The sequence below is a fragment of the Klebsiella sp. C360 genome (genome assembly GCF_048822415.1).
GTDB classification, from domain to species: domain Bacteria; phylum Pseudomonadota; class Gammaproteobacteria; order Enterobacterales; family Enterobacteriaceae; genus Klebsiella; species Klebsiella quasipneumoniae.
The window spans coordinates 53,173-78,297 of sequence record NZ_JBMEZZ010000016.1; the positions used below are offsets into that span (position 1 = coordinate 53,173).

Here is a 25,125-nt window from a genome sequence, read left to right on the forward strand (position 1 = left end):
GTTGATGTCGAATTCTTATGACTCCTCCAGTATCAAAGTCCTGAAAGGGCTGGATGCGGTGCGTAAGCGCCCGGGTATGTATATCGGCGACACGGATGACGGCACCGGTCTGCACCACATGGTATTCGAGGTTGTGGATAACGCTATCGACGAAGCGCTCGCGGGTTACTGCAAAGATATCGTGGTGACCATCCACAGCGATAACTCCGTCTCCGTCCAGGATGACGGCCGCGGCATCCCGACCGGCATTCACCCGGAAGAGGGCGTCTCCGCAGCGGAAGTTATCATGACCGTCCTGCACGCTGGCGGTAAATTCGATGATAACTCCTATAAAGTCTCCGGCGGTCTGCACGGCGTGGGCGTCTCGGTGGTTAACGCCCTGTCGCAGAAGCTGGAGCTGGTTATCCAGCGTGATAACAAAGTGCACAAGCAGATGTATGAGCACGGTGTGCCGCAGGCGCCGCTGGCCGTGACCGGCGAGACCGACAAAACCGGCACCATGGTGCGTTTCTGGCCGAGCCTGGAAACCTTCACCAACGTCACCGAGTTTGAATACGATATCCTGGCGAAACGCCTGCGCGAACTGTCGTTCCTGAACTCCGGAGTCTCTATCCGCCTGCGCGATAAGCGCGACGGCAAAGAAGATCATTTCCACTACGAAGGCGGCATCAAGGCGTTCGTTGAGTATCTCAACAAGAACAAAACGCCGATCCACCCGAATATCTTCTATTTCTCTACTGAAAAAGACGGTATCGGCGTGGAAGTGGCCCTGCAGTGGAACGACGGCTTCCAGGAAAACATTTACTGCTTTACCAACAACATTCCGCAGCGTGACGGGGGGACTCACCTTGCCGGCTTCCGCGCGGCGATGACCCGTACCCTCAACGCCTACATGGACAAAGAGGGCTACAGCAAAAAAGCGAAAGTCAGCGCCACCGGCGACGACGCCCGTGAAGGCCTGATTGCCGTGGTATCGGTGAAAGTGCCGGATCCGAAGTTCTCCTCGCAGACCAAAGACAAGCTGGTCTCCTCCGAGGTGAAATCGGCGGTTGAGCAGCAGATGAACGAACTGCTGAGCGAATACCTGCTGGAAAATCCGTCCGATGCGAAAATCGTGGTCGGCAAAATTATTGACGCCGCGCGCGCGCGCGAAGCCGCGCGTCGTGCCCGTGAGATGACCCGCCGTAAAGGCGCGCTGGATCTGGCTGGCCTGCCGGGCAAACTGGCGGACTGCCAGGAACGCGACCCGGCGCTCTCCGAACTGTACCTGGTGGAAGGGGACTCCGCGGGCGGCTCTGCGAAGCAGGGGCGTAACCGCAAGAATCAGGCGATCCTGCCGCTGAAGGGCAAAATCCTCAACGTTGAGAAAGCCCGCTTCGACAAGATGCTCTCTTCCCAGGAAGTGGCCACGCTGATCACCGCTCTGGGCTGCGGCATCGGCCGCGATGAGTACAACCCGGACAAACTGCGCTATCACAGCATCATCATCATGACCGATGCGGACGTCGACGGCTCGCACATTCGTACCCTGCTGTTGACCTTCTTCTATCGTCAGATGCCGGAGATCGTCGAGCGCGGCCATGTCTATATTGCTCAGCCGCCGCTGTACAAAGTGAAGAAAGGCAAGCAGGAACAGTATATTAAAGACGACGAAGCGATGGATCAGTATCAGATTGCCATCGCCCTCGACGGCGCCACCCTGCATACCAACGCCAATGCGCCAGCGCTGGCGGGCGAACCGCTGGAAAAACTGGTTGCTGAGTTTAACGCCACTCAGAAAATGATTGGCCGCATGGAGCGCCGCTTCCCGAAAGCGCTGCTGAAAGAGCTTATCTATCAGCCGACCCTGACCGAGGCCGATCTGGCGGACGAACAGAAGGTGACCCGCTGGGTGAACACTCTGGTCTCCGAGCTGAATGAGAAAGAGCAGCACGGCAGCCAGTGGAAATTTGATCTCCATGAGAACAAAGAGCTGCAGCATTTTGAACCGGTTATTCGCGTTCGTACCCATGGCGTGGATACCGACTATCCGCTGGATAATGAGTTCATTATGGGGCCGGAATATCGCCGTATCTGTACCCTGGGCGAGAAACTGCGCGGCCTGATGGAAGAAGATGCTTACATCGAGCGCGGCGAACGCCGTCAGCCGGTAGCCAGCTTTGAGCAGGCTCTGGACTGGCTGGTGAAAGAGTCCCGTCGCGGCCTCTCTATCCAGCGCTATAAAGGTCTGGGCGAGATGAACCCGGATCAGCTGTGGGAAACCACCATGGATCCGGACAGCCGCCGTATGCTGCGCGTGACCGTCAAGGACGCGATTGCCGCCGACCAGCTGTTCACTACCCTGATGGGTGATGCCGTTGAACCGCGTCGCGCGTTTATCGAAGAGAACGCCCTGAAAGCGGCGAATATCGATATCTAAGCCGTGTGTTCCCCCCGGCGCGAGTTTGACCGGGGTAACGGAATGTCTGAGCCCGGTCGCATAGCGCGACCGGGCTTTTCTTTGCCAGTAAAAGGGGAATCCTCTGCTGCGGTTCCATCCCCCTTTCTGGCCGACACTTTTACTGTTTTTTGAGCGGAATCGCGTTAGCATGAGGGAAGACTCATCTTACCCGGGGATCCTATGGCTATTAAACTGATTGCAATTGATATGGACGGCACGCTGCTGCTGCCCGATCACACTATCTCTCCCGCCGTTAAAAACGCCATTGCCGCCGCCCGTGAAAAAGGGGTGAACGTGGTGCTGACCACCGGCCGCCCTTACGCGGGTGTCCACAGCTATCTGAAAGAGCTGCATATGGAGCAGCCGGGTGATTACTGCATCACCTACAATGGCGCGCTGGTGCAGAAAGCCGGGGACGGCAGCACCGTCGCACAAACCGCGCTGAGCTATGACGACTATCGCTTCCTCGAACAGCTCTCCCGCGAAGTCGGCTCCCACTTCCACGCGCTCGATCGCAATACGCTGTATACCGCGAATCGCGATATCAGCTACTACACCGTGCATGAATCCTATGTGGCGACCATCCCGCTGGTGTTCTGCGAAGCGGAAAAGATGGACCCTGAGATCCAGCTGCTGAAGGTAATGATGATCGATGAGCCGGCGATCCTCGACAAGGCCATCGCCCGTATCCCGGCGGAAGTGAAAGAAAAGTACACCGTGCTGAAAAGCGCGCCTTACTTCCTCGAAATACTGGATAAACGCGTCAATAAAGGCACCGGCGTGAAGTCGCTGGCCGATGCGCTGGGTATCAAACCGGAAGAGATTATGGCGATAGGGGATCAGGAAAATGATATCGCGATGATTGAATTTGCCGGCGTCGGCGTGGCGATGGATAACGCCATTCCGGCGGTCAAAGAAGCGGCGAACTTCATTACCAAATCGAACCTCGATGATGGCGTCGCCTTCGCTATTGAAAAATACGTTTTAGCGTAAGCTTCCTTCAGGTCCGGCGTTCGTCGGGCCTGTCTTCTCTTTTTTCATGAACAGATGTTAATCCGCATTTAAATCCCTTATTCCGCACAGGGGATTCTATAAGCTACCCGCCCTCTTTTTTTGCAATTCAGAACTAACATCAGATTTTTCATGAATAAACGCCATTATTTGATGTTGGTTACGCTGCCATTCGCCTCTGTTCAGATTTGCGCGGCCGCGGAACCAACGACGCCGCTCGAACCAGCGTATGCCTATCACGGCGCCGAGCCCGCGGATCTGCCGGCGCCAGAAAGTCGCCAGCCTGCGGCGACAGCATCGTCCTCGCTACTCCCTTTGCTAGGCGACGAGGCCAGAAAGCGTGGCTACGTCCTGCCGCTGCCGTTTGGCGTCAGCATTAACTATATGGATATGCGGCAGAATATTAATGTCGACAGCATTAGCTTCACCGGCCTGTCGCTGGACGGCCGCAATATCGATTGCGGTAAGGATCCTGTTTGCAAACGCGCCGTGAAGCACATTTTCGGAAATGGGCCGGTCTCGCTGGACAACGCCTTCCAGATTGGCGTCGGTAATACGCGGGAAAGCAGCAAAACCGAGACGCTCAAGCTGGATGCCTGGCTGCTGCCGTTTATGAATGTTTATGGTCTCGTCGGACACACCGAGGGGCACTCCATTTCGCAGATTGCCGTCGGGCTGAAGGGGCCGAACGGCAAAGTGGTGCCGATGCCGGGGATGCAGGACCTCGACTTTCGCCTCGATTTTAAAGGCACCACCTATGGGATGGGCACCACGCTGGTGGGCGGCATCGGCAACTGGTTTACCGTACTGGACGCTAACTACACCCAGACGCGCTTTGATATCCTCGACGGCAGCATCGATGCGTTTACCTTTTCGCCGCGCGTAGGCTATCGTTTCAATACGCCATCGGTCGATGCGCTACATCTCCCGGCCGGAAAGCTGAATCTATGGGTCGGCAGCATGTATCAGGACGTGCAGCAAGAGTTTAAGGGTAGCCTTAACGATCTCTCGATGCCGTCGCCGATGCTGCAAAACATGGTCAACCTGGCCAACCAGGACAATCATGGCCGCTTTGATGTGAAACAGCATCTGCAGTCGCCGTGGAACGTGCTGGTGGGAGCGCAGTATAAGCTGACGCAGAATTTTAATATCACCACGGAGTTTGGTTTTGCCGAGCGTAACAGCTTCTTTATCTCCGGCGAGTATCGCTTTTGAGCCGACCGCTTAACCCTGTTCTGTTGCTTCTGACATGGGCGCTATGCGCGCCGGTCCAGGCGCAGGCCATCAGCCGCGAGCAAATCGACGGCTGGCTGCAGCATCTCGGCGCCAGCGATGAATTCGACGCCAGCAAAGGCATTGACTGGGGCGTGATGCCCGGTCCGTTCTATACGCCGGAGCTGGGGCTGGGCATCGGCACTGCCGTCGTCGGTCTCTACCGTCCCGATCCGCAGGATACCACCAGCCAGAATTCCACGCTGACGCTCAGCGGCTACGCCAGCTCCACCGGCGCCTTCGGCCTTAGCGTGAAAAACTACGCTTTTTTTGACCACGACCGATGGCGAATTTTTGTTGATGGATCGATGGCCAACACCCCGACGTATTTCTGGGGACAAGGCTTTCATGCCGGCGATAAAGACAACGAAAAAGAGAAATATACCGCCCAGGTGCTGACCCTGCGCCCGACGGTCTACCGGCAGCTTATCGACAATGTTTATCTCGGCGCCGGATGGTCGCTGGCGGCGCAGAATGCTGATGAGATGGACCATAACGATCTGCCGAAAATTGAAAATACCCCGCAGGGGCCGTCGGTATTCAGCTCGGGCGCCAGCGTCGCGCTCAACTGGGACGATCGCGATTTCGTCCCCAATCCGCGCCGGGGTCAGTATGCCAACTTCCGTTACACCCACTATGCGCCCGGCTTAGGCAGCGATACCCGCTTTGACGAATTTCAGCTGCACTATAGCCATTATCATGCCCTCAGCGAGAAAAGCGTCCTCGCCTGGGAGGCCGATGGCGCTTTCACCCAGGGCGATGTGCCGTGGAGCATGATGCCCCTGCTGGGCAGCGATGAGCGGATGCGCGGCTACTATCAGGGGCGTTATCGCGACAAAAACGTCGTTAGCAGCCAACTGGAATACCGCCGGCAGCTCACCTGGCGACACGGGATTGTGGCCTGGGCCGGGGCGGGAACCATGGGGCCATCCATGGATTCCCTGAATGACGGACGCTGGCTGCCTTCGGCGGGCGTCGGCTACCGCTTTGAATTCAAACCTCGCGTTAACGTTCGCCTCGACTACGGTATCGGCAAAGGCAGCAGCGGCTTTTACTTCCAGGTCGGCGAAGCGTTTTAAGCTTGTCGCCGGGCATTAAACCCGCTGCGGATTGCGGTATGCTAAGGCCACTCTAATATCGGCCCGGTCAGCACACCATGAAACAAGTTACCTTTGCCCCTCGTAACCACCAGCTCACCAATACCCGTACCTGGACCCCCGACAGCCAGTGGCTGGTGTTCGACGTCCGCCCGTCCGGTGCGTCGTTCACCGGCGAGACCATTGAGCGAGTGAACGTAAACAGCGGCGCGGTGGAGACCATTTATCGTGCCACGCAAGGCGCGCACGTGGGCGTGGTGACCGTGCATCCAACCCAGGAGCGCTACGTGTTCATTCACGGCCCCGAGCGGCCGGATGCGCAATGGCAGTATGACTTTCATCACCGCCGCGGAGTGGTGGCCTTTCAGGATACCGTCGAGAATCTGGACGCCATGGACATTACTGCCCCTTACACCCCCGGGGCGCTGCGCGGCGGCAGCCACGTCCATGTCTATAGCCCCAACGGCCAGCTGGTCAGTTTTACCTACAACGATCATGTGCTGCACGAGCGCGACCCGGCGCTGGATCTGCGCAACGTCGGCGTGGCCGCGCCGTATGGACCCGTGACGCCGCCGGGCCACCATCCGCGCGAATATGGCGGCAGCCACTGGTGCGTGCTGGTGAGCCGCACGACGTCGACTCCCGCGCCGGGCAGCGATGAGATTAATCGCGCCTATGAAGAGGGCTGGGTCGGGAACCATGCGCTGGCGTTTATTGGCGATACGCTGGCGGAAAACGGCGACAAAGTCCCGGAGCTGTTTATTGTCGATCTGCCGCAGGATGAAGCCAGCTGGAAGCAGCCCGGCGGGGAGCCGCTGGCCGGTACCGCAACCACGATGCCCGCGCCGCCGGCGGGCGTCAGTCAGCGTCGTTTGACCTTCACCCACCATCGCCGTTATCCGGGGCTGGTGAATATTCCACGTCACTGGGTGCGCGCCAATCCACAGGCTACGAGCATCGCCTTCCTGATGCGCGACGACGCCGGTGTGGTGCAGCTGTGGCTGATTTCCCCACAGGGGGGCGAGCCGCGGCAGTTGACGCATCACACGTCGGGTATCCAGTCGGCATTTAACTGGCATCCGTCGGGAGAGTGGCTGGGCTTTGTACTGGAGGGGCGGATTGCCTGCTGTCATGCCGGCACAGGCGATATCACCTTTTTAACCGAGGCGCATGCTCATGCGCCCTCGGCGGACGCGATCGTCTTTTCGCCAGACGGTAAACAGATTGCCTGGATGGAGGAGGTGGACGGTTATCGCCAGCTGTGGGTCACGCAGACCGGGCGATAACTTACTGGGCAGGCATCGGCGCTGGCGGGATCACCGAGTTGGTCGCCAGCGTGGCCTTCTCGCTCTTTTCGACCCGAGATTTGATTGAGCTGTCGGTGCGGAACATATCCCACGGCAGCAGCAGGGTATCCATGACGGCGGTGAACGGCATGTCCAGCGCCACCAGCGATTTCACACCCCAGTTGGTATTGTTGTCCCCCAGCGTTTGCGCACTGGATCGCGTGCCCGGATAGGTTCCCTCTTTGCCACCGGTATGTGACATTACGCTGGAGCAACCGCTCAGGCTTATTATCCCGCTGAACAGGACCAGCTTTAACAGTCGTCTGCTTTTCATTGTTCTTCCATCGTCGTTTCGGGCGTTGAGATAACCTTTTAGCGGTTATATCGGGCCATCCCGTGAATGCATAGCGTTATTGCGCCGCACTGTGGCGGGCATCGCACTTTGCTTTTTGTGCTCCTCCCCCCAGTCTAAGCAATCATCGGCAAACTGCAAAAAAAAACGCCCTCAATCCCTTGAAAAGCACGGGGAGAAACCCATTTTATAGGTGTAACCCACTGAGAATACGCCTGAGGGGTATTCCGGATTACCGCGGCCTGTCCACGATGGAAGGTCATTTGATTCTCGCTGATTTTCAGGAGCTATTTATTATGCGTAACTTCGATCTCTCCCCGCTTTATCGTTCAGCCATTGGTTTCGACCGCCTGTTTAACCTGCTGGAAAACAATCAAAGCCAGAGCAATGGCGGCTACCCTCCGTATAACGTCGAGCTGGTAGACGAAAACCACTATCGCATCGCTATCGCGGTGGCTGGCTTTGCTGAAAGCGAGCTGGAGATCACCGCCCAGGACAATCTGCTGATCGTCAAAGGCGCCCACGCTGCCGAGCAGAAAGAGCGTACCTACCTGTATCAGGGGATCGCCGAGCGTAACTTCGAGCGCAAATTCCAGCTGGCGGAAAACATTCATGTCCGCGGCGCCAACCTGGTAAACGGACTGCTGTATATCGATCTGGAACGGGTGATCCCGGAAGCGAACAAGCCGCGCCGTATCGAAATCAACTAATTGTCCCTCTCAGGCCGCGTGGCGGCCTGATGTAACAACCTGCTCGCCGTCAGGGAGCATATGCGAATTCGCGCAATTCGCAGATATTCACTCGCTTCACAGAAGGAGAAAACAGTATGCGTAACTACGATTTATCCCCCCTGCTGCGTCAATGGATCGGTTTTGACAAACTGGCCAGCGCCCTGCAAACCGCCGGTGAAAGCCAGAGCTTCCCGCCCTATAACATCGAAAAAAGCGACGATAACCACTACCGCATTACCCTTGCGCTGGCCGGTTTCCGTCAGGAAGATCTGGATATTCAGCTGGAAGGCACCCGCCTGGTGGTAAAAGGCACGCCGCAGCAGCCGGAAAAAGAGACCACCTGGCTGCACCAGGGGCTGGTGAGCCAGGCCTTCAGCCTGAGCTTCACCCTCGCCGACAACATGGAGGTCTCTGGCGCGACCTTCACCAACGGTCTGCTGCATATCGATCTGACCCGCCATGAGCCTGAGCAGATCGCCCCGCAGCGCATCGCCATCAGCGAACGACCGGCGTTAAATAGCTAATAAAGCAACCTATTGATAAAGCCCCGATTTTCGGGGCTTTTTTGTGCCGGTCTGTTTGCTGGTATTGTGCGCCAGGCTGCATACAACCCGTCTGGCAGCGGTCATAATCCCTGTTAATAATAATGTTATTCACAGGGACGATACCATGAGTGAGATAGCATTGACGGTCAGCGTACTGGCGCTGGTGGCGGTGATTGGGCTGTGGATCGGCAATGTCAAAATCCGCGGCGTCGGCTTTGGTATTGGCGGCGTGTTGTTTGGCGGCATTATCGTCGGCCACTTTGTCGATCAGGCGGGAGTCGCCCTCAGCAGCCCGATGCTGCATTTTATTCAGGAATTCGGCTTGATCCTGTTTGTCTACACCATCGGTATCCAGGTGGGGCCAGGCTTTTTCGCCTCGCTGCGGGTCTCAGGCCTGCGGCTCAATCTTTTCGCTATCCTGATCGTGATTCTTGGCGGCCTGGTCACGGCGGTGCTGCATAAACTGTTCAATATTCCTCTCCCGGTGGTGCTTGGCATCTTCTCCGGCGCGGTGACCAACACGCCGGCGCTGGGGGCCGGGCAGCAAATCCTGCGCGATCTCGGGGTGCCGTTCGAGGTGGTCGATCAGATGGGGATGAGCTATGCGATGGCGTATCCGTTCGGCATCTGCGGCATTCTGCTGACCATGTGGCTGGTGCGCCTGTTCTTTCGCATCAACGTCGAGAAAGAGGCCCAGCAATTTGAGGAGAGCAGCGGCAACGGCCATGCCCATTTGCACACCATCAACGTGCGGGTGGAGAACCCCAACCTCAACCAGATGGCGATTCAGGATGTGCCGATGCTCAACAGCGACAATATCGTCTGTTCGCGACTGAAGCGCGGTGAGCTGCTAATGGTGCCTGCGCCGGGCACCCTTATCCAGGCCGGCGATCTGCTGCACCTGGTGGGGCGGCCGGAGGATCTGCATAATGCGCAACTGGTGATCGGCCAGGAGGTGGCCACCTCGCTGTCGACGCGCGGCACCGACCTGAAGGTAGAGCGTGTGGTGGTGACTAACGAGAAAGTGCTGGGGAAGAAAATACGCGATCTGCACGTCAAACAGCGCTATGACGTCGTGATCTCCCGGCTTAATCGCGCTGGCGTCGAGCTGGTGGCCAGCAGCAGCGCCAGCCTGCAGTTTGGCGATATTCTCAACCTGGTCGGCCGTCCGGAGGCGATTGACGCCGTGGCCGCCGAGCTGGGTAACGCCCAGCAGAAGCTGCAGCAGGTTCAGATGCTGCCGGTATTTATCGGCATCGGCCTCGGGGTACTGCTGGGATCTATCCCGTTGTTTATTCCCGGCTTCCCCGCCGCCCTGAAGCTCGGGCTGGCCGGGGGGCCGCTGATTATGGCGCTGATTCTCGGGCGCATCGGGAGCATCGGCAAGCTGTACTGGTTTATGCCGCCGAGCGCCAACCTGGCGCTGCGCGAGCTGGGGATCGTGCTGTTTCTGGCGGTGGTCGGGCTGAAATCGGGGGGCGACTTTGTGGCGACCCTGACCCAGGGCGATGGCCTGAGCTGGATCGGTTACGGCATTTTCATCACCGCCATCCCGCTGCTGACGGTAGGCATTCTCGCGCGCATGCTGGCGAAAATGAACTATCTGACGCTGTGCGGCATGCTGGCCGGCTCGATGACCGACCCGCCGGCGCTGGCCTTCGCCAACAATCTGCACGCCACCAGCGGCGCGGCGGCGCTCTCTTACGCTACCGTCTATCCGCTGGTGATGTTCCTGCGGATTATCACCCCGCAGCTACTCGCCGTGCTGTTCTGGGGGCTGAGCTAGCGGGCTGTGCGCCTGGACGCGACGCAGATGGTAGTCCACCTGATACTCGCTGGCGTTGCGGAACATAACCGAATAGTTAAGAAACTCGCCGCTGTCGCTGTAGGAAAGGGAGGTAATCCGCAGCAGCGGCGTCTGCTCCGGAACGTTCATTGAGCGCGCCAGCTGCCTGTCCGCCAGCACCGGCGTCAGGGTCTCATAGTTCCCGCTGATGATGATCCCGCACTCCTTCTCAATATAATCAAATTTCGATCCCTCCAGATGGCTCAGCGACAGGTTACGGAACAGCTTCACCGGCATATAGCTATCCTCCAGCATCAGCGGCTTGCCGTCGACGAAGCGCACCCGCCGCGAGAAGTAGATCCGTTCATCAATTTTAATTCGCAGCAGGCTGGCGATGGCCGGCGGGGCAGGCATCACTTCGAAGGCCAGCACCTGGCTTACCACCTCTTTACCCTGCTTGCGCAGCACTTCCGCCAGGCCGGTGAGATTGCTGGTTTCATGATGGACGTCTTTACGCGCCACGTAGGTCCCCGAGCCGTGGCGACGGACCACCAACCCCCAGTCCACCAGCAGGTCGATGGCTTTGCGGATGGTCATGCGCGCCACCCCGAACTCCTCGGCCAGTTTTTTCTCTCCCGGCAGCGGGCTGCCGATGGAGAAGTCGGCAGAATTCAGCCGCAGCCGCAGGCGGTCAGCAATGGATTTGTAGATCACCAGTAGTCCTCTTGTACAGGAAAGAGCGAGGTTATTTTCTTCACCTGCTATTAAAAAATAAGTTTTAAGACAGCAGGTTATTATCCATTCATTAGATCGATTTCATCCTTTGGCTTATCGATGTCTAACTTTTGTTAACGAAGTAGACAACTTTGGCCAAATTAAAACCATGAAAGCGATCACGAATCGCAACGGCGCGGCATGTTGTTGGACGGGCAAATTCCTATTCTCGAGTGAGGCCGGTAATCAAGAAAAAGAAGGCCATTCACCCTACGAGTTGTTACATGAGGATTTCCCAATGCTCAGTCAAATACAACGCTTTGGCGGCGCCATGTTTACCCCGGTTTTATTGTTTCCTTTCGCCGGGATCGTGGTCGGTATCGCCATTATGTTGCGCAACCCGATGTTCGTCGGCGAAGCGCTGACCGCACCCGACAGCCTGTTTGCACAGATCGTTCACATCATCGAAGAGGGCGGCTGGACCGTCTTTCGTAATATGCCGCTGATTTTCGCCGTCGGTCTGCCGATTGGCCTGGCGAAGCAGGCCCAGGGCCGGGCCTGTCTGGCGGTACTGGTGAGCTTTCTCACCTGGAACTACTTTATTAACGCCATGGGGATGACCTGGGGCCACTTCTTCGGCGTCGACTTTTCCGTTGAACCCACGGCCGGCAGCGGCCTGACGATGATTGCCGGGATTAAAACCCTCGACACCAGCATTATCGGGGCGATCGTCATCTCCGGCCTGGTGACGGCCCTGCATAATCGCTATTTCGATAAACCCCTGCCGGTATTCCTCGGCATCTTCCAGGGCTCATCGTTTGTGGTCATTGTCGCCTTCCTCGCGATGATCCCCTGCGCCTGGCTGACGCTGCTCGGCTGGCCAAAAGTCCAGCTGGGTATTGAATCGCTACAGGCCTTCCTGCGCTCTGCCGGCGCGCTCGGGGTGTGGGTCTACATCTTCCTTGAGCGCATTCTGATCCCCACCGGTCTGCATCACTTCGTCTATGGCCCGTTCATCTTTGGCCCGGCGGTAGTGGAGGGCGGACTGCAGGTCTACTGGGCAGAGCATCTGCAGGCGTTCAGCCAGAGTACGGAACCGCTGAAGACGCTGTTCCCGGAGGGCGGCTTTGCCCTGCACGGTAACTCGAAAGTGTTTGGTTCGGTGGGCATTGCGCTGGCGCTCTACTTCACCGCCGCGCCGGAAAATCGCGTCAAGGTCGCCGGCCTGCTGATCCCCGCCACGTTGACCGCGATGCTGGTCGGGATCACCGAGCCGCTGGAGTTCACCTTCCTGTTCATCTCGCCGCTGCTGTTCGCCGTCCACGCGGTGCTGGCGGCGTCCATGGCGACGGTGATGTACATCTGCGGGGTGGTGGGCAATTTCGGCGGCGGCCTGCTCGACCAGTTCTTGCCGCAAAACTGGATCCCGATGTTCCATCACCACGCCTCGATGATGTTCATTCAGATAGGTATTGGTCTCTGTTTCACCGCCCTCTACTTCGTGGTCTTCCGCACCCTGATCCTGCGTCTGAACCTGAAGACGCCGGGCCGGGAAGAGAGCGAAATCAAGCTCTACAGCAAGGCTGATTATCAGGCGGCGCGGGGTAAAACCACGGCGGCAGCCGCGCCAGAGACCCGGCTGGGCCAGGCCGCTGGCTTCCTGCAGGCCCTCGGCGGCGCCAGCAACATTGAAAGTATCAATAACTGCGCCACCCGACTGCGCATCGCGCTGGTCGATATGGCGAAAACGCAAAGTGACGACGTCTTTAAAGCGCTGGGCGCCCACGGGGTAGTACGCCGCGGCAACGGGATACAGGTCATCGTCGGCCTGCACGTTCCCCAGGTGCGCGACCAGCTGGAAAACCTGATGAAAGATTCTCTTTCGACCGAACATACCACCATGACGGAGGCAGTATCATGAAAAAATTCTCAGTTGTTATCGCAGGCGGCGGCAGCACCTTCACCCCGGGCATTGTCCTGATGCTGCTGGCAAACCAGGATCGTTTTCCGCTGCGGTCGCTGAAATTTTACGACAACGACGGGGCGCGGCAGGAGACCATCGCCGAGGCGTGCAAAGTGATCCTCAAAGAGCAGGCGCCGGAGATTGAATTCAGCTATACCACCGATCCGCAGGCGGCGTTTACCGATGTTGATTTCGTCATGGCGCATATCCGCGTCGGAAAATATCCGATGCGTGAACAGGATGAGAAAATCCCGCTGCGCCACGGCGTGCTGGGCCAGGAGACCTGCGGACCGGGCGGGATCGCCTACGGTATGCGCTCTATCGGCGGCGTGCTGGAGCTGGTGGATTATATGGAAAAATATTCGCCGAACGCCTGGATGCTTAACTACTCCAACCCGGCGGCGATTGTGGCGGAAGCTACCCGTCGTCTGCGGCCGAACGCCAAAATCCTCAACATCTGCGATATGCCGATCGGCATTGAAGGGCGGATGGCGCAGATTGTCGGCCTCAAAGACCGTAAACAGATGCGCGTGCGCTACTACGGCCTCAACCACTTCGGCTGGTGGACCTCGATTGAGGATCTCGACGGCAACGATTTGATGCCGAAACTGCGCGAATATGTGGCGAAATACGGCTATGTACCGCCTTCTAACGACCCGCACACCGAGGCAAGCTGGAACGACACCTTTGCCAAAGCGAAAGATGTGCAGGCGCTGGATCCGCAGACCATGCCGAATACCTACCTGAAATATTACCTGTTCCCGGACTACGTGGTGGCCCACTCCAACCCGGAACGCACCCGCGCCAATGAGGTGATGGATCATCGTGAGAAAAACGTCTTCAGCGCCTGCCGGGCGATTATTGCCGCCGGGAAATCCTCCGCAGGCGATCTGGAGATTGACGAGCACGCGTCGTATATCGTCGATCTGGCGACGGCCATCGCCTTTAACACGCAGGAAAGGATGCTGCTGATTGTGCCGAACAATGGCGCGATCCATAACTTTGACGCCGACGCGATGGTGGAAATTCCTTGCCTGGTGGGCCACAACGGGCCGGAGCCGCTGACGGTCGGCGACATCCCGCACTTCCAGAAAGGGATGATGAGCCAGCAGGTGGCGGTGGAAAAACTGGTGGTCGATGCCTGGGAACAACGCTCTTACCACAAGCTGTGGCAGGCGATTACCCTGTCGAAAACCGTGCCGAGCGCCTCGGTGGCGAAAGCGATCCTCGACGACCTGATTGCCGCCAATAAGGATTACTGGCCGGAGCTGCATTAATCCCCGCCGTTGACCGGCGCCCTGCGGGGCGCCGATGCTTCTCCCCGGTTCCTGATTTACGCTATGCTGAAGCCTGCTGCGCGATGAACAAGGAATCGTCATGAAAATCTCCCGCCTCGGCGAAGCGCCTGATTACCGCTTTTCGCTGGCTAACGAACGCACCTTTCTGGCGTGGATCCGCACGGCGCTCGGTTTTCTTGCCGCTGGCGTCGGTCTTGACCAGCTGGCGCCAGACTTTGCCACGCCGCTGATCCGTGAAATTCTCGCCCTGCTGCTATGCCTGTTTGCCGGCGGCATGGCCATCTATGGCTATCTGCGCTGGCTGAACAACGAGAAGGCGATGCGCCTGAAGCAGGATCTCCCCTATACCCGGACGCTGCTGGTGATTAGCATCCTGCTGCTGGCGGTGGTGGTCGCGGTGATGCTGCTGGTGCTGTATGGCGGATAAACGCCGGGCGCGGCGGGAAAGCGACCCGGGGCTACAGCCAGAGCGCACCTCCCTGGCCTGGTTTCGCACCCTGCTGGGCTATGGCGCGCTGATGGCGCTGGCGATTAAGCACAGCTGGCACCGCGCCGGACTGCCGTTCTGGCTGTCGATCGGCGTGCTGGCGATAGTGGCGGGGATCCTTTGGGGCTATACCCGCCGTCGTCATCTGATGGACGTCGACGACAGCGATTTTTTGCAGCCGCGGGCGGTTCGTGACAAATTTTTGATCGCACTCGCAGTACTTTCTCTGGCATTCCTGTTTGCTGTTACTCACCTTCAACAGATAGTTTCATTCATTAGGGATATGTCATGACAGGATGTCCGGCGAATTTGCCTCTCACTCATGCCCCCGGCCAGCAACATGACACTCCCTTTCAGGCGGTAGTGGTCGAGGCGGAGCATTGCCGCCAGCCGCAGGCGTTCTATGCGCAGCTGCGTCAACAGGGGCTTACGGCTATCCATTTTATTCCGCAGCTGGCGGCTGGCGACGCCGCGCTGTGGGGAGAGTTTCTCTGCGCGGTCTTTCACCGCTGGGTGCGGGAAGATATTGGCCGTATCAATATTTTGCTGTTCAGCGAGACGCTGAGCGCCTGGTGCGGCGAGTTGATAACGCAGGCGGGCGCGCCGGCGGCCAACAGCGCCTGCTACGGCTGTCCGTGGCTACGCCTGTGCCGCTGCGGCGAACAGGAAGACCCGCTGTGCGCGGGTTATCGGCAGTTCTACGATCTCAGCGGGCCCTATATGCGAGTGATGCGGGACCTGCGCCGACAGCAGCGGCCGCCAGAGGCGTTGATGCCGCTGCTGCGCTGAAGATTAGCGCCCCTTCGCCAGATACTGCGCCATCTCCTCTTCCGGCACCATTCCGCCGCCGGTGGCCCACACCAGGTGGGTCGCCTGCTGCAGCTGTTGCTCACTCAGCCCTTGCAGCTGATGGTACGCTTTGCTGGCGCAGACGCGCTGCGGCCCGGCCATCCCGGCCAGCGCGGAGGGCTCAAGGCGAATATTTTCCGCTGTCGCCAGCCAGCCCAACATGTCATACATCGTCTGGTCGTCAAGGGTATAGAACCCGTCGAGCAGGCGCTCCATTGCCCGGCCAACGAAGCCGGACGCCCGGCCGACCGCCAGACCGTCGGCGGCGGTCAGGTTATCAATGCCTAAATCCTGCACCGCTATCTGGTCATGAAGCCCGGTGTAGACGCCGAGCAGCATGCAGGGAGAGTGGGTCGGTTCGGCGAACAGGCAGTGAACGTGGTCGCCAAAGGCCAGCTTGAGGCCAAACGCCACGCCGCCGGGGCCGCCGCCGACGCCGCACGGCAGGTAGACGAACAGCGGATGGTCGGCATCGACCACCCGTCCGGCTTTGGCGAACTGCGCCTTCAGGCGCTCGCCGGCCACGGCATAGCCGAGGAACAGCGTGCGCGAATTTTCATCGTCGATGAAAAAGCAGTTCGGGTCGGATTCCGCCGCCTTGCGTCCCTGTTCGACCGCCACGCCGTAGTCCTCTTCATACTCCACCACCGTCACGCCGTGGCTGCGCAGTTTGGCCTTTTTCCACGCCCGGGCGTCCGCGGACATATGCACGGTAACCTTAAAGCCGATGCGGGCGCTCATGATGCCGATCGACATCCCGAGGTTGCCGGTTGAGCCGACGGCGATGCTGTACTGGCGGAAGAACTGTTTAAACTCCGGCGTCAGCAATTTGCGATAATCATCTGCGGTAGTCAGCAGCCCGGCCTCGAGCGCCAGCTTTTCCGCATGGGTCAGCACTTCATAAATGCCGCCGCGCGCTTTGATCGAGCCGGAGATCGGCAGATGGCTGTCTTTTTTCAGCAGCAGTTCGCCGCCAATCGGCTGGCCGAATTTTTGCTCGAGGCGGTGCTTCATTGCCGGAATGGCGACCACTTCCGATTCGATGATCCCGCCGCTGACGGCCGTTTCCGGGAAGGCTTCCGCCAGATAGGGCGCGAAGCGCTGAAGGCGGGCATGGGCGTCCTGCACGTCGTCGGCGGTCAGGCCGACGTAAGGTAATCCCTCCGCCAGAGGGGTGGTGGCGGGGTTAAACCAGGTGGTTTCTTTCAGGGCGATCAGATCCTGCACAAGCGGGAAGGTCGCGGTCAAGGTAGTCAATTCAGCGTGTTTCATCATACGTCTCTTTGCGCTCAGATAATGAAAGAAAGCAGGAAGGTGGCGGCCAGTGCAAGTAGCGACGCGATAAAAGTCGCCGTCGTGTAGTACTTGAACGTTTCACTGAGGCTTGCGCCGCAGTACTGTTTGACCAGCCAAAAGAGGGAATCGGTGACGATCGTGCAGCCAATGGCGCCGGAACCGATAGCAATAGCGATGATCTCCGGGCTGACGCCGGGATAGAGCGGCAGCATCGGCGCGACGATGGCGGTGGCGCCCATCATCGCCACGGTGGCGGAGCCGACGGCGGCGTGCAGGATAAGCGCCACCAGCCAGGCCAGCAGAATCGGGTGCATATCGAGGTTCGACAGGATCACCGCCAGGCTATCGGCCAGGCCGCTGGATTTTAAGATCGCGTTGAACGCGCCGCCTGCGCCGATAATCAGCAGGATGTTGGCGATCGACCCAAAGCCATTTTCAGTATGGGTTAGCAGGACGCCCATCCCCATTTGCCGACGAATGCCGAGCATGTAATACGCGACAAAGACGGCGATAAACATCGCGGTGATGGGGTTGCCGATAAATTCCAGCACCGTATACAGCGTGCCGCCTTTCGCCATGTTCAGTTCGGCGACGGTTTTCACCAGCATCAGGCCAATCGGCAGCAGTACGGTAAACAGCGTGGCGCCGAGCGACGGCAGCGTCGACGCCTCGCGGACCTCAAGATTGGCAAATTCGGCCGGGACCGGTTTGTACGGCAGGCGGTTGCCTAACGCTCGGAGAAACAGCGGGCCGCCAACCAGCGAGGCGATCAGACCGACCAGCAGGCCATAGACAATCACTGTGCCAATATCGGCGCCCAGTTTGTTAGCGACAAACAGGGCCGCCGGATGCGGAGGGACCACGCAGTGCACCGCCATCAGCGCGGTACACAGCGGAATAGCCAGCTTCAGCAGCGAGGTGTTGGTTTTTTTGGCGATGGAGAAGGCCAGCGGGATCAGCAGGACCACGCCGACTTCGACAAACAGCGTGATGCCGCAGATCAGGCCGACCAGCACCATAATCACGTCCGCCGACAGCCAGCGGCAGCGCTGCAGCGTCAGGCCGATGCGCTCCGCCGCGCCGGAGACCTCCATCATCTTGCCGAGAATGGTGCCGAGGCCGATCACCGCCGCCAGGAAGCCCAGCGTGCCGCCGATCCCGCTCTCAATGGCGTTGACCATCTCCAGCGGGCCCATTCCCATCATCGCGCCGACGAAAAAGCTCGCCAGCAGCAGCGCCAGAAAAGGATGAAACTTCAGTTTGACGATCGTTAAGACGATTAACACGATGCTGATCAGCAGCGTGCTCACAACCCAGACTTGCGAACCCATATTCCACCTCGCCTGTGAATAATCTGGCCTTATTGAAGCGAGAAACCTCATGGGCTGACAAACGATATAAATGGGCTTTAAGGTGAGGAGAATTGAATCAAGTCGGTGATTTGGCTCAAAAACAGACCATTAAACATGCTGTGGGTCAAATTAATTCACCCTTTAGCGGCAAAATCGGCGTGATTTTTTTATCATCAACAGCCACTGTATTAGCCAGGAGCGCGTGATGGATGTGCTAAAAAACATAGGTACCCGGCTGCTGAACGGCTGGCAGCTTTCCAGGCTGTCGACCTTTGAAGTAGCGGCGCGGCACGAGTCGTTTGCCCTGGCCGCCGACGAGCTGGCGCTCACGCCTGGCGCCGTCAGCCACCGGATTAATCAGCTGGAAGCGGAGCTGGGGATCCTGCTCTTTGTCCGCTCGCATCGCAAAGTTGAGCTGACGCGTGAAGGTAAGCGGGTCTACTGGGCGCTGAAGTCGTCGCTGGATGGCCTCAATCAGGAGATCCTCGACATCAAAAACCAGGAGCTCTCCGGCAGTCTGACGGTCTACTCGCGGCCCTCTATCGCCCAGTGCTGGCTGGTGCCGGCTCTGGGAGACTTTACCCGTCGTTACCCGGCCATCTCCCTCACCGTGCTGACCGGCAACGAGAACGTTAACCTGCAGCGGACGGGCATCGATCTGGCGATCTATTTTGATGATGCGCCGTCGTCGCAGCTGAGCCACCATTTTCTGATGGATGAGGCGATCGTGCCGGTATGTACGCCGAATTACGCGCACCAGCGGCAGTTAATGTCGAATCCGGGCAATCTGCGCCACTGTACCTTGCTCCACGACCGCCAGGCATGGAGCAACGATTCCGGCACCGATGAGTGGTATAGCTGGGCGCAGCAGTTTGCGGTGGACCTGCCGCCATCGTCGGGCATTGGCTTCGATCGTTCCGATTTAGCGACGATCGCGGCGATGAACCACCTCGGGGTGGCAATGGGGCGTAAGCGGCTGGTGCAGAAGCGGCTGGAGAGCGGGGAGTTGATCGCCCCGTTTGGCGATATGACGCTGAAATGCCACCAGCACTACTATGTGACCACCCTGCCGGGTCGTCAGTGGCCGAAAATCGACACCTTTATCGAGTGGCTGCATAGTCTGACCTGAAAATGAGCCGGGCTACCCCTCTGTGATGTTGGACAGGCCGGGTAAGGCGTCAGCCGCTATCCGGGGAGCGGCCGCCGCGCTTATACCGGCTGCTGATGATGGGTAAAGCGCGAGGCCAGCGGCAGCCAGCACAGCAGAATCAACAGGCCCATCAGCATCATCAGCAGCCCGAGACTGCCCTGACCGGTTTGCGGCATCATTGCTGACAGCCATGCCAGCACGCCGGAACCGATATTCTGCAAGCCGCCAACCAGCGCCCCGGCGGTACCGGCGAGGAACGGGAATGGCTCCATCGCGCCGCTGGTGGCCAGCGGGAACAGCATGCCGGCGCCAAAGAAGAACAGCGCCGCCGGCACCAGCAGGGTCCAGACGGTCATAACGCCCAGCAGCCCCGGGATCCACATCATCAGACCCGCGAGCAGGCAGCAGATAACCGATTGCCACATCAGGGTCGGGAAACGCTTGTTCGGCCGGCCGGCAAACCAGGCGCCGAAGAAGGCGGCCGGGATCGGCAGAATAAACAGAATACTCACCGCCATGCTGCTCAGGCCGAGCACCGCGCCCATCAGTACGCCGGAACAGGCTTCGAATACCGCAATCCCCGCCAGGCCGCCGATCAGCATGAGCAGGTAACAGTTAAAGGCGCCGGTGCCGAACAGCGTTTTGTAGCTGGCCAGAAGTTTGGTGCGCGGCGCACCCTCCGGGCGCGTTTCCGGCATCCATTTCGCCATGCTAAAGGTCACCCCCGCGCACAGCACCAGCAGGAAGGCGTAACAGGCGCGCCAGTTCCACAGGGTGTCGAGGATGCCGCCGAGCAGCGGGGCAATCAGCGGGCTGACCAGAATGCCCATATTTAACAGGCTATTGGCATGACGCAGCTGGGCGCCTTCGTACAGATCGCGGGGCAGGGTGCGCGCCATCACGCCGCCGACGCCGGTGCCCATCCCCTGCATGGCGCTGGCGGCGATCAGCACCGGCAGGCTATGGGTGGTAATAGCTACCAGCGTCGCCAGCATAAAAATCGACATCCCGACGAGGATCACCGGGCGGCGACCCACGCGGTCGGAGAGCGGGCCGTAAAACAGCTGTGAAATACCGTAGGTCAGCAGGTAGGCCGCCATTACGCTTTGTACCGCCCCTTCGCGGACGTTCAGCGCGACCGCCATGTCGGCGATGGCCGGAATATAGATGGTCTGCGCCATCTGGCCGACGGCCACCAGCAGTACCAGCATCAACAACAAATTGAAGTTTTTATGCCGTTTCATGTCGATGAATACTTTGTGAGTAAATAAAAATGAAGAATATGTGACTGGCACACCCCGTAAACGATGGAGGAATCTACCATATAAAAATGACATAACAACTGCAAAGTGCCGATTGTTGAGGGAATTCCAGGCAGATTATGTAAACAGGAACGGCAACTAATGTTGCCATTTCAGGTTACGCGAGGCGCAGGAGGATTGCCCCGGCGGCAATCCCGCAGGCGGCGACGATGCGCAGCGGCATCAGTTGCTCTTTCAGGACGATAAACGCGATCAGCGCGCCGAACAAAATGGAGGTTTCACGCAGCGCGGCGACCACCGCCAGCGGCGCCTGGGTCATCGCCCACAGCGCCAGGCCGTAGGAGCCCATGGTGCCGATCCCGCCGAGGATACCTTTTCGCCAGTGCAGGCGCAGATAGCGGCTGGCTTCAGCACGGCGGGTTATCATTGCCCAACTTAGCAGGCAGAAGCCGTTCATAAAAAAGGTCCACAGGGTGTAGCCCAGCGCCGAGCCCGCCAGCCGGACGCCGGTGCCATCCACCAGCGTATAGCCGGCGATAAAGCAGGCGTTGATCAGCGCCAGCACGATGCCTTTGCGGGAGCTGGCGCGGCCGTTAAAGGCCATCGCCAGAATGGCCAGGCAGATGACGCCGATGCCCAGCCAGGCCAGCGGCGACAAACGATCGCCGAGAAACAGCACGCTTATCGCCGCCACCAGCAACGGGGCAGTCCCCCGCATCAGCGGATAGGTCTGGCTCATATCCGACACCTGATAGGTCTTCGCCACCAGCACCGTATACACCACCTGTAACGCGCACGACGCCAGCAGATAGGGGGCGCTGGCCAGCGTGGGCTGCGGGGCAAAAGGCAGCATCACCAGGGCGAGCATCGCGGCCGAGCCGCTGACGCCGATCGCCGCGTACATTTTATCGCCGCTGGCTTTGACAATAGCGTTCCAGCTGGCGTGCAGCAGGGCGGCGAACAGCAAAATGCAGAATACGGTGAGGGTCATCGCAGACAGGTTCAACAGTGAAGGTCACCGGACTGTAACACGCGCCCGCGCTGCCAGCCAGCGGGGCTACAGCGAACAAAACAGGCGATGCGTCACCCGCGGTTCATCGTACACCGGGCGAAAGCCAAGTCTTTCATAAAAGGGCCAGGCCTGCGCCGGAGCGTGGGTGTTGAGAAAATCGAACCAGGCGCTGGAGTGGGTGATAACCGAGACCAGCAGCTGCTGGCCGATCCCCCGGCGGCGGTAGCGCTCGCTGATGTAGAGGTGGCGAATACGCCCGGCCCGCGGCTGGGGGCTGAAGGGATCGCTATTGATGCCGCATACCCCAACCAGCTGGTGATTCACGAAGGCGCCCAGCAGCGTTTCGCCCGGCGCGGTAAAGCGGTTTTTGCCGCTCTGCCAGTTTTCCGCCAGGCGGCGCAGCATATTGAAATGCTGTTCAAGGCTTTCGGTGCGCAGCGCCGCGAACCCCGGGGCATCCGGCGTCGTGGCGGCAATTAACAGGGGTGGCATAGCTTCCTCCATCAAGTCATCCCGGGACGCCCGGCGGGCGCCTGCAGGGGGGCGGTTTCCCGCCCCCCTCAGGTGCGACTTGAACCTGAATCAGCGGAACTGTTTCAGGACTGCATCAAGTAGTTGCAACACAGCAACCATGAGTTTCAGGATTAAAATAATAATATCCATTCCGCCCATACGCGCGTCTCCTGTGGTTAAGGAGCACAATAAGCTGACGTACCTTTCCGCTGCCCGTTGCCAGCTTATCCCTGCCTGTCGCCGGCGGCGTCGCCCTGGCCTGTGGTGGTTCCTTCCGTGGACGGCTTCCCGGCCCGCCGCCTGCAACGACAGGGGTGCGCAGCGCTGAACCACGCGTTGCCGCGCGGGCCAGTGACTGCACGTTGTTGACGTAACACAGTGTGCTCTCTCGGGGTTAAGGCACTGACGGCACCACCCGTTTCAGCCAGGACTTCGTTGCGCCGGTCAAACTTGCGGCCCCCGAATGGCACACCGTGAACACACCCAGTATAGATAAATGCTGTATGGATGAACAGTATTTTTTGGACAAATCCGCCGCGCTATCCCATACTCTATGACAGAGAAAAACCGACCTTAAATTGCGCGAACTGCAGCGATCGCGTATACTTTTGGCGTTGACGTAATACAGTGTGCTTGCGGCTACCACCTGTAACCATGCTGATAAAAACCTCGCTCCGGCGGGGTTTTTTGTTTTCTGCCCTTTTGCGCCGAACTGTGATCTTTCGCGCAAATTTTCGTGGATGAAAATAAATCCATTGTGAAAACGTAAAACCTGTGTTTGTATAAATTCAGCTTATTTTTCGACACAACAGGTCCCTAATGAACGCAACCCTGATCGCTTCGACCCTACTAAAAACCGCGCCAGCCGCGGTGGTCGTCGTGTCTGTGGTGGTCGTCGTCGGCAATGCGCCGTAGGGTCCGGAACAACACGAATTCCAAACCCCGCCGGCGCAAACCGAGCGGGGTTTTTTGTTGGCGAGCCCCCCGGTAAAGTCGGCCCAGAAGAAAAGGACTGGAGCATGGCAAGTTCGGGCACCACATCAAACACAATGCGCTTTACCGGCGCGCAGCTGGTTGTTCATTTACTGGAACGCCAGGGTATCACTATGGTTAGCGGCATTCCGGGCGGCTCCATCCTGCCTATCTACGATGCCTTAAGCCAGAGCACGCAGATCCGCCACATCCTGGCGCGCCACGAGCAGGGCGCGGGCTTTATCGCCCAGGGGATGGCGCGTACCGAAGGCAAACCGGCGGTCTGTATGGCCTGCAGCGGCCCGGGGGCGACGAACCTGGTGACGGCGATCGCCGATGCCCGCCTGGATTCGATTCCGCTGGTCTGCATCACCGGCCAGGTGCCGGCATCGATGATCGGCACCGACGCCTTCCAGGAAGTGGACACCTACGGCATCTCTATCCCCATCACCAAACATAACTATCTGGTGCGCGACATCGCCGAGCTGCCGCAGGTGATCAGCGACGCCTTCCGTATTGCTCAGTCCGGGCGTCCCGGGCCGGTGTGGATAGACATTCCTAAGGACGTACAGTCGGCGACCATTGAGCTGGAAACGCTGCCGGAGCCGGGCGAGCGCGCCGCAGCGCCGGCATTCGCCCCCGAAAGCGTGCGCGAAGCGGCGGCGATGATCAACGCGGCGAAGCGTCCGGTGCTCTATCTGGGCGGCGGGGTGATTAACGCGCCGCAGGAGATCCGTGAGCTGGCGGAAAAAGCCAACCTGCCGACCACCATGACCCTGATGGCGCTGGGCATGCTGCCGAAGGCGCACCCGCTGTCGCTGGGGATGCTGGGCATGCATGGCGCGCGCAGCACCAACTTCATTCTGCAGGAAGCGGATTTACTGATTGTTTTAGGCGCGCGTTTTGATGACCGGGCGATTGGCAAGACCGAGCAGTTCTGCCCGAACGCGAAGATTATCCACGTCGATATCGACCGCGCCGAGCTGGGCAAAATTAAGCAACCGCACGTGGCGATCCAGGGCGATGTGGCGGAAGTCTTAGCCCAGCTGAACCCGCAGGTTGAGGCACAGCCGCGCGAGGAGTGGCGCCAGCTGGTGGCCGACTTGCAGCGCGAATTCCCCTGCGCCATCCCGCAGGAAAGCGACCCGCTCTCCCATTATGGCCTGATTAACGCCGTGGCCGCCTGCGTGGATGATGAAGCGATCATCACCACCGACGTAGGCCAGCACCAGATGTGGACGGCGCAGGCCTACCCGCTCAACCGTCCGCGGCAGTGGCTGACCTCCGGCGGTCTTGGCACCATGGGCTTCGGCCTGCCGGCGGCGATCGGCGCGGCGCTGGCGAATCCGCAGCGCAAGGTTATCTGCTTCTCCGGCGACGGCAGCCTGATGATGAATATTCAGGAGATGGCCACCGCCGCTGAAAATCAGCTGGATGTAAAAATTATCCTGCTGAACAACGAAGCGCTGGGGCTGGTGCATCAGCAGCAGAGCCTGTTCTATCAGCAGGGGGTTTTTGCCGCCACCTATCCGGGGATGATTAACTTTATGCAGATTGCCGCCGGTTTTGGCCTGCAAACCTGTGATTTAAATAACGAAGCCGATCCGCAGGCGGCGCTGCAGGCGATCATCGACCGTCCGGGGCCGGCGCTGATCCACGTGCGCATCGACGCGCAGCAGAAAGTGTATCCGATGGTACCGCCGGGTGCGGCTAATACTGAAATGGTGGGGGAATAAG

General features: G+C 59.1%; 25 protein-coding genes and 1 other annotated feature. Of the genes, 16 read left to right on the forward strand and 9 right to left on the reverse strand.

The window, feature by feature from the left end; translation table 11 throughout:
- The first annotated feature begins 4 nt into the window (after nucleotides 1–4).
- The 5 genes from gyrB (at nucleotide 5) to ACOI7D_RS25195 (ending at nucleotide 7,106) form a co-directional block, all read left to right on the forward strand.
- A complete protein-coding gene (gene gyrB, locus ACOI7D_RS25175; RefSeq protein WP_004202281.1) occupies nucleotides 5–2,419 on the forward strand; it encodes a DNA topoisomerase (ATP-hydrolyzing) subunit B in 2,415 nt (804 codons plus the stop codon).
- 201 nt (nucleotides 2,420–2,620) lie between these two features.
- A complete protein-coding gene (yidA, locus tag ACOI7D_RS25180; protein ID WP_023291455.1) occupies nucleotides 2,621–3,433 on the forward strand; it encodes a sugar-phosphatase in 813 nt (270 codons plus the stop codon).
- 150 nt (nucleotides 3,434–3,583) lie between these two features.
- Nucleotides 3,584–4,666, forward strand: a complete 1,083-nt coding sequence (locus ACOI7D_RS25185) for a hypothetical protein (protein WP_281166502.1) — start codon at nucleotides 3,584–3,586, stop codon at nucleotides 4,664–4,666.
- Nucleotides 4,667–4,686: 20 nt separating this feature from the next.
- Nucleotides 4,687–5,802, forward strand: coding sequence for a BamA/TamA family outer membrane protein (locus ACOI7D_RS25190; protein ID WP_162543142.1), 1,116 nt, complete (start codon nucleotides 4,687–4,689; stop codon nucleotides 5,800–5,802).
- 77 nt (nucleotides 5,803–5,879) lie between these two features.
- On the forward strand, nucleotides 5,880–7,106 hold the full coding sequence (locus ACOI7D_RS25195; protein ID WP_060590670.1) for a DUF3748 domain-containing protein: 1,227 nt from the start codon (nucleotides 5,880–5,882) through the stop codon (nucleotides 7,104–7,106).
- Nucleotide 7,107: 1 nt separating this feature from the next.
- Here ACOI7D_RS25195 and ACOI7D_RS25200 read toward each other — a convergent pair whose 3' ends face one another.
- Nucleotides 7,108–7,440 (reverse strand): YceK/YidQ family lipoprotein, encoded by a 333-nt coding sequence (locus ACOI7D_RS25200; RefSeq protein ID WP_023291451.1) that lies wholly within the window; start codon nucleotides 7,438–7,440, stop codon nucleotides 7,108–7,110.
- Nucleotides 7,441–7,685: 245 nt separating this feature from the next.
- Nucleotides 7,686–7,761 (forward strand) — a sequence feature (ROSE (Repression Of Heat Shock gene Expression) occurs in the 5'-region of heat shock genes and acts as an RNA thermometer to modulate expression.).
- Between ACOI7D_RS25200 and ibpA the strand changes: the two genes are divergently transcribed.
- The 3 genes from ibpA to ACOI7D_RS25215 all read left to right on the forward strand — a co-directional run bounded on the left by ibpA (nucleotide 7,755) and on the right by ACOI7D_RS25215 (nucleotide 10,520).
- Nucleotides 7,755–8,168: a small heat shock chaperone IbpA gene (gene ibpA / locus ACOI7D_RS25205; RefSeq protein WP_004151523.1), complete on the forward strand. Its 414-nt coding sequence runs from the start codon at nucleotides 7,755–7,757 to the stop codon at nucleotides 8,166–8,168. (Overlaps the previous feature by 7 nt.)
- Before the next feature lie 116 nt (nucleotides 8,169–8,284).
- The gene (gene ibpB, locus ACOI7D_RS25210) at nucleotides 8,285–8,713 is read left to right on the forward strand and encodes a small heat shock chaperone IbpB (RefSeq protein ID WP_023291450.1); all 429 of its coding nucleotides are present in this window, start codon (nucleotides 8,285–8,287) and stop codon (nucleotides 8,711–8,713) included.
- Nucleotides 8,714–8,858: 145 nt separating this feature from the next.
- Nucleotides 8,859–10,520, forward strand: a complete 1,662-nt coding sequence (locus ACOI7D_RS25215; protein WP_072414106.1) for a putative transporter — start codon at nucleotides 8,859–8,861, stop codon at nucleotides 10,518–10,520.
- Here ACOI7D_RS25215 and ACOI7D_RS25220 read toward each other — a convergent pair.
- Nucleotides 10,488–11,234: a GntR family transcriptional regulator gene (locus tag ACOI7D_RS25220; protein WP_032454424.1), complete on the reverse strand. Its 747-nt coding sequence runs from the start codon at nucleotides 11,232–11,234 to the stop codon at nucleotides 10,488–10,490. The two genes, ACOI7D_RS25215 and ACOI7D_RS25220, sit on opposite strands and share 33 nt — an antisense overlap.
- Nucleotides 11,235–11,532: 298 nt before the next feature.
- Between ACOI7D_RS25220 and ACOI7D_RS25225 the strand changes: the two genes are divergently transcribed.
- The 5 genes from ACOI7D_RS25225 to ACOI7D_RS25245 all read left to right on the forward strand — a co-directional run bounded on the left by ACOI7D_RS25225 (nucleotide 11,533) and on the right by ACOI7D_RS25245 (nucleotide 15,771).
- On the forward strand, nucleotides 11,533–13,155 hold the full coding sequence (locus tag ACOI7D_RS25225; RefSeq protein WP_023291447.1) for an alpha-glucoside-specific PTS transporter subunit IIBC: 1,623 nt from the start codon (nucleotides 11,533–11,535) through the stop codon (nucleotides 13,153–13,155).
- Nucleotides 13,152–14,474, forward strand: a complete 1,323-nt coding sequence (locus ACOI7D_RS25230) for a 6-phospho-alpha-glucosidase (protein WP_017899668.1) — start codon at nucleotides 13,152–13,154, stop codon at nucleotides 14,472–14,474. The genes ACOI7D_RS25225 and ACOI7D_RS25230 overlap by 4 nt, the downstream gene beginning before the upstream one ends.
- 100 nt (nucleotides 14,475–14,574) lie before the next feature.
- On the forward strand, nucleotides 14,575–14,922 hold the full coding sequence (locus ACOI7D_RS25235) for a YidH family protein (RefSeq protein WP_004202264.1): 348 nt from the start codon (nucleotides 14,575–14,577) through the stop codon (nucleotides 14,920–14,922).
- On the forward strand, nucleotides 14,912–15,274 hold the full coding sequence (locus tag ACOI7D_RS25240) for a DUF202 domain-containing protein (RefSeq protein ID WP_023291446.1): 363 nt from the start codon (nucleotides 14,912–14,914) through the stop codon (nucleotides 15,272–15,274). Before ACOI7D_RS25235 ends, ACOI7D_RS25240 begins: the two co-directional genes overlap by 11 nt.
- On the forward strand, nucleotides 15,271–15,771 hold the full coding sequence (locus ACOI7D_RS25245; protein WP_023291445.1) for a hypothetical protein: 501 nt from the start codon (nucleotides 15,271–15,273) through the stop codon (nucleotides 15,769–15,771). The genes ACOI7D_RS25240 and ACOI7D_RS25245 overlap by 4 nt, the downstream gene beginning before the upstream one ends.
- 3 nt (nucleotides 15,772–15,774) lie before the next feature.
- Here the strand turns inward: ACOI7D_RS25245 and dsdA are convergent, their stop codons facing one another.
- Entirely contained in the window at nucleotides 15,775–17,103 is a 1,329-nt protein-coding gene (dsdA, locus tag ACOI7D_RS25250) for a D-serine ammonia-lyase (protein ID WP_044525090.1), read from the reverse strand.
- Between the two features lie 17 nt (nucleotides 17,104–17,120).
- Nucleotides 17,121–18,458, reverse strand: coding sequence for a D-serine transporter DsdX (dsdX, locus tag ACOI7D_RS25255; protein ID WP_048335644.1), 1,338 nt, complete (start codon nucleotides 18,456–18,458; stop codon nucleotides 17,121–17,123).
- A 226-nt stretch (nucleotides 18,459–18,684) separates the two neighbouring features.
- On the opposite strand from dsdX, the gene dsdC reads away from it, so the two are divergent.
- Nucleotides 18,685–19,608 (forward strand): DNA-binding transcriptional regulator DsdC, encoded by a 924-nt coding sequence (dsdC, locus tag ACOI7D_RS25260; RefSeq protein WP_109546792.1) that lies wholly within the window; start codon nucleotides 18,685–18,687, stop codon nucleotides 19,606–19,608.
- An 80-nt stretch (nucleotides 19,609–19,688) separates the two neighbouring features.
- Here the strand turns inward: dsdC and emrD are convergent, their stop codons facing one another.
- The 5 genes from emrD to ACOI7D_RS25285 form a co-directional block, all read right to left on the reverse strand.
- Nucleotides 19,689–20,873 (reverse strand): multidrug efflux MFS transporter EmrD, encoded by a 1,185-nt coding sequence (gene emrD, locus ACOI7D_RS25265; RefSeq protein WP_023291441.1) that lies wholly within the window; start codon nucleotides 20,871–20,873, stop codon nucleotides 19,689–19,691.
- Nucleotides 20,874–21,048: 175 nt separating this feature from the next.
- Nucleotides 21,049–21,882 carry a DMT family transporter gene (locus tag ACOI7D_RS25270; RefSeq protein ID WP_109546793.1) on the reverse strand — a complete coding sequence of 278 codons (834 nt, stop codon included), beginning with the start codon at nucleotides 21,880–21,882 and terminating at the stop codon, nucleotides 21,049–21,051.
- A gap of 66 nt (nucleotides 21,883–21,948) precedes the next feature.
- On the reverse strand, nucleotides 21,949–22,395 hold the full coding sequence (locus ACOI7D_RS25275) for a GNAT family N-acetyltransferase (RefSeq protein WP_004202251.1): 447 nt from the start codon (nucleotides 22,393–22,395) through the stop codon (nucleotides 21,949–21,951).
- Nucleotides 22,396–22,485: 90 nt separating this feature from the next.
- Nucleotides 22,486–22,605: a type I toxin-antitoxin system toxin TisB gene (gene tisB / locus ACOI7D_RS25280; protein ID WP_004145059.1), complete on the reverse strand. Its 120-nt coding sequence runs from the start codon at nucleotides 22,603–22,605 to the stop codon at nucleotides 22,486–22,488.
- 450 nt (nucleotides 22,606–23,055) lie between these two features.
- Nucleotides 23,056–23,223, reverse strand: coding sequence for a hypothetical protein (locus ACOI7D_RS25285; protein ID WP_014343455.1), 168 nt, complete (start codon nucleotides 23,221–23,223; stop codon nucleotides 23,056–23,058).
- Between the two features lie 12 nt (nucleotides 23,224–23,235).
- Here ACOI7D_RS25285 and ivbL point away from each other — a divergent pair, with 12 nt between their 5' ends.
- Both ivbL and ilvB read left to right on the forward strand, forming a co-directional pair.
- Nucleotides 23,236–23,331, forward strand: coding sequence for an ilvB operon leader peptide IvbL (ivbL, locus tag ACOI7D_RS25290; RefSeq protein WP_002923286.1), 96 nt, complete (start codon nucleotides 23,236–23,238; stop codon nucleotides 23,329–23,331).
- A gap of 104 nt (nucleotides 23,332–23,435) precedes the next feature.
- Nucleotides 23,436–25,124: an acetolactate synthase large subunit gene (ilvB, locus tag ACOI7D_RS25295; RefSeq protein ID WP_023291439.1), complete on the forward strand. Its 1,689-nt coding sequence runs from the start codon at nucleotides 23,436–23,438 to the stop codon at nucleotides 25,122–25,124.
- Nucleotide 25,125: the final 1 nt, after the last annotated feature.

What these genes read in the sequence shown, in the direction of transcription:
- ACOI7D_RS25235 (WP_004202264.1), top strand. Translation starts at nt 14,575, where the DNA reads ATGAAAATCTCCCGCCTCGGCGAAGCGCCTGATTACCGCTTTTCGCTG.
- ACOI7D_RS25200 (WP_023291451.1), bottom strand. Translation starts at nt 7,440, where the DNA reads ATGAAAAGCAGACGACTGTTAAAGCTGGTCCTGTTCAGCGGGATAATA.
- dsdA (WP_044525090.1), bottom strand. Translation starts at nt 17,103, where the DNA reads ATGAAACACGCTGAATTGACTACCTTGACCGCGACCTTCCCGCTTGTG.
- gyrB (WP_004202281.1), top strand. Translation starts at nt 5, where the DNA reads ATGTCGAATTCTTATGACTCCTCCAGTATCAAAGTCCTGAAAGGGCTG.
- ibpB (WP_023291450.1), top strand. Translation starts at nt 8,285, where the DNA reads ATGCGTAACTACGATTTATCCCCCCTGCTGCGTCAATGGATCGGTTTT.
- ACOI7D_RS25245 (WP_023291445.1), top strand. Translation starts at nt 15,271, where the DNA reads ATGACAGGATGTCCGGCGAATTTGCCTCTCACTCATGCCCCCGGCCAG.
- yidA (WP_023291455.1), top strand. Translation starts at nt 2,621, where the DNA reads ATGGCTATTAAACTGATTGCAATTGATATGGACGGCACGCTGCTGCTG.
- ACOI7D_RS25230 (WP_017899668.1), top strand. Translation starts at nt 13,152, where the DNA reads ATGAAAAAATTCTCAGTTGTTATCGCAGGCGGCGGCAGCACCTTCACC.
- ACOI7D_RS25275 (WP_004202251.1), bottom strand. Translation starts at nt 22,395, where the DNA reads ATGCCACCCCTGTTAATTGCCGCCACGACGCCGGATGCCCCGGGGTTC.
- ACOI7D_RS25185 (WP_281166502.1), top strand. Translation starts at nt 3,584, where the DNA reads ATGAATAAACGCCATTATTTGATGTTGGTTACGCTGCCATTCGCCTCT.
- ACOI7D_RS25225 (WP_023291447.1), top strand. Translation starts at nt 11,533, where the DNA reads ATGCTCAGTCAAATACAACGCTTTGGCGGCGCCATGTTTACCCCGGTT.
- ivbL (WP_002923286.1), top strand. Translation starts at nt 23,236, where the DNA reads ATGAACGCAACCCTGATCGCTTCGACCCTACTAAAAACCGCGCCAGCC.
- emrD (WP_023291441.1), bottom strand. Translation starts at nt 20,873, where the DNA reads ATGAAACGGCATAAAAACTTCAATTTGTTGTTGATGCTGGTACTGCTG.
- dsdC (WP_109546792.1), top strand. Translation starts at nt 18,685, where the DNA reads ATGGATGTGCTAAAAAACATAGGTACCCGGCTGCTGAACGGCTGGCAG.
- ACOI7D_RS25270 (WP_109546793.1), bottom strand. Translation starts at nt 21,882, where the DNA reads ATGACCCTCACCGTATTCTGCATTTTGCTGTTCGCCGCCCTGCTGCAC.
- ilvB (WP_023291439.1), top strand. Translation starts at nt 23,436, where the DNA reads ATGGCAAGTTCGGGCACCACATCAAACACAATGCGCTTTACCGGCGCG.
- dsdX (WP_048335644.1), bottom strand. Translation starts at nt 18,458, where the DNA reads ATGGGTTCGCAAGTCTGGGTTGTGAGCACGCTGCTGATCAGCATCGTG.
- ibpA (WP_004151523.1), top strand. Translation starts at nt 7,755, where the DNA reads ATGCGTAACTTCGATCTCTCCCCGCTTTATCGTTCAGCCATTGGTTTC.
- ACOI7D_RS25240 (WP_023291446.1), top strand. Translation starts at nt 14,912, where the DNA reads ATGGCGGATAAACGCCGGGCGCGGCGGGAAAGCGACCCGGGGCTACAG.
- ACOI7D_RS25195 (WP_060590670.1), top strand. Translation starts at nt 5,880, where the DNA reads ATGAAACAAGTTACCTTTGCCCCTCGTAACCACCAGCTCACCAATACC.
- ACOI7D_RS25215 (WP_072414106.1), top strand. Translation starts at nt 8,859, where the DNA reads ATGAGTGAGATAGCATTGACGGTCAGCGTACTGGCGCTGGTGGCGGTG.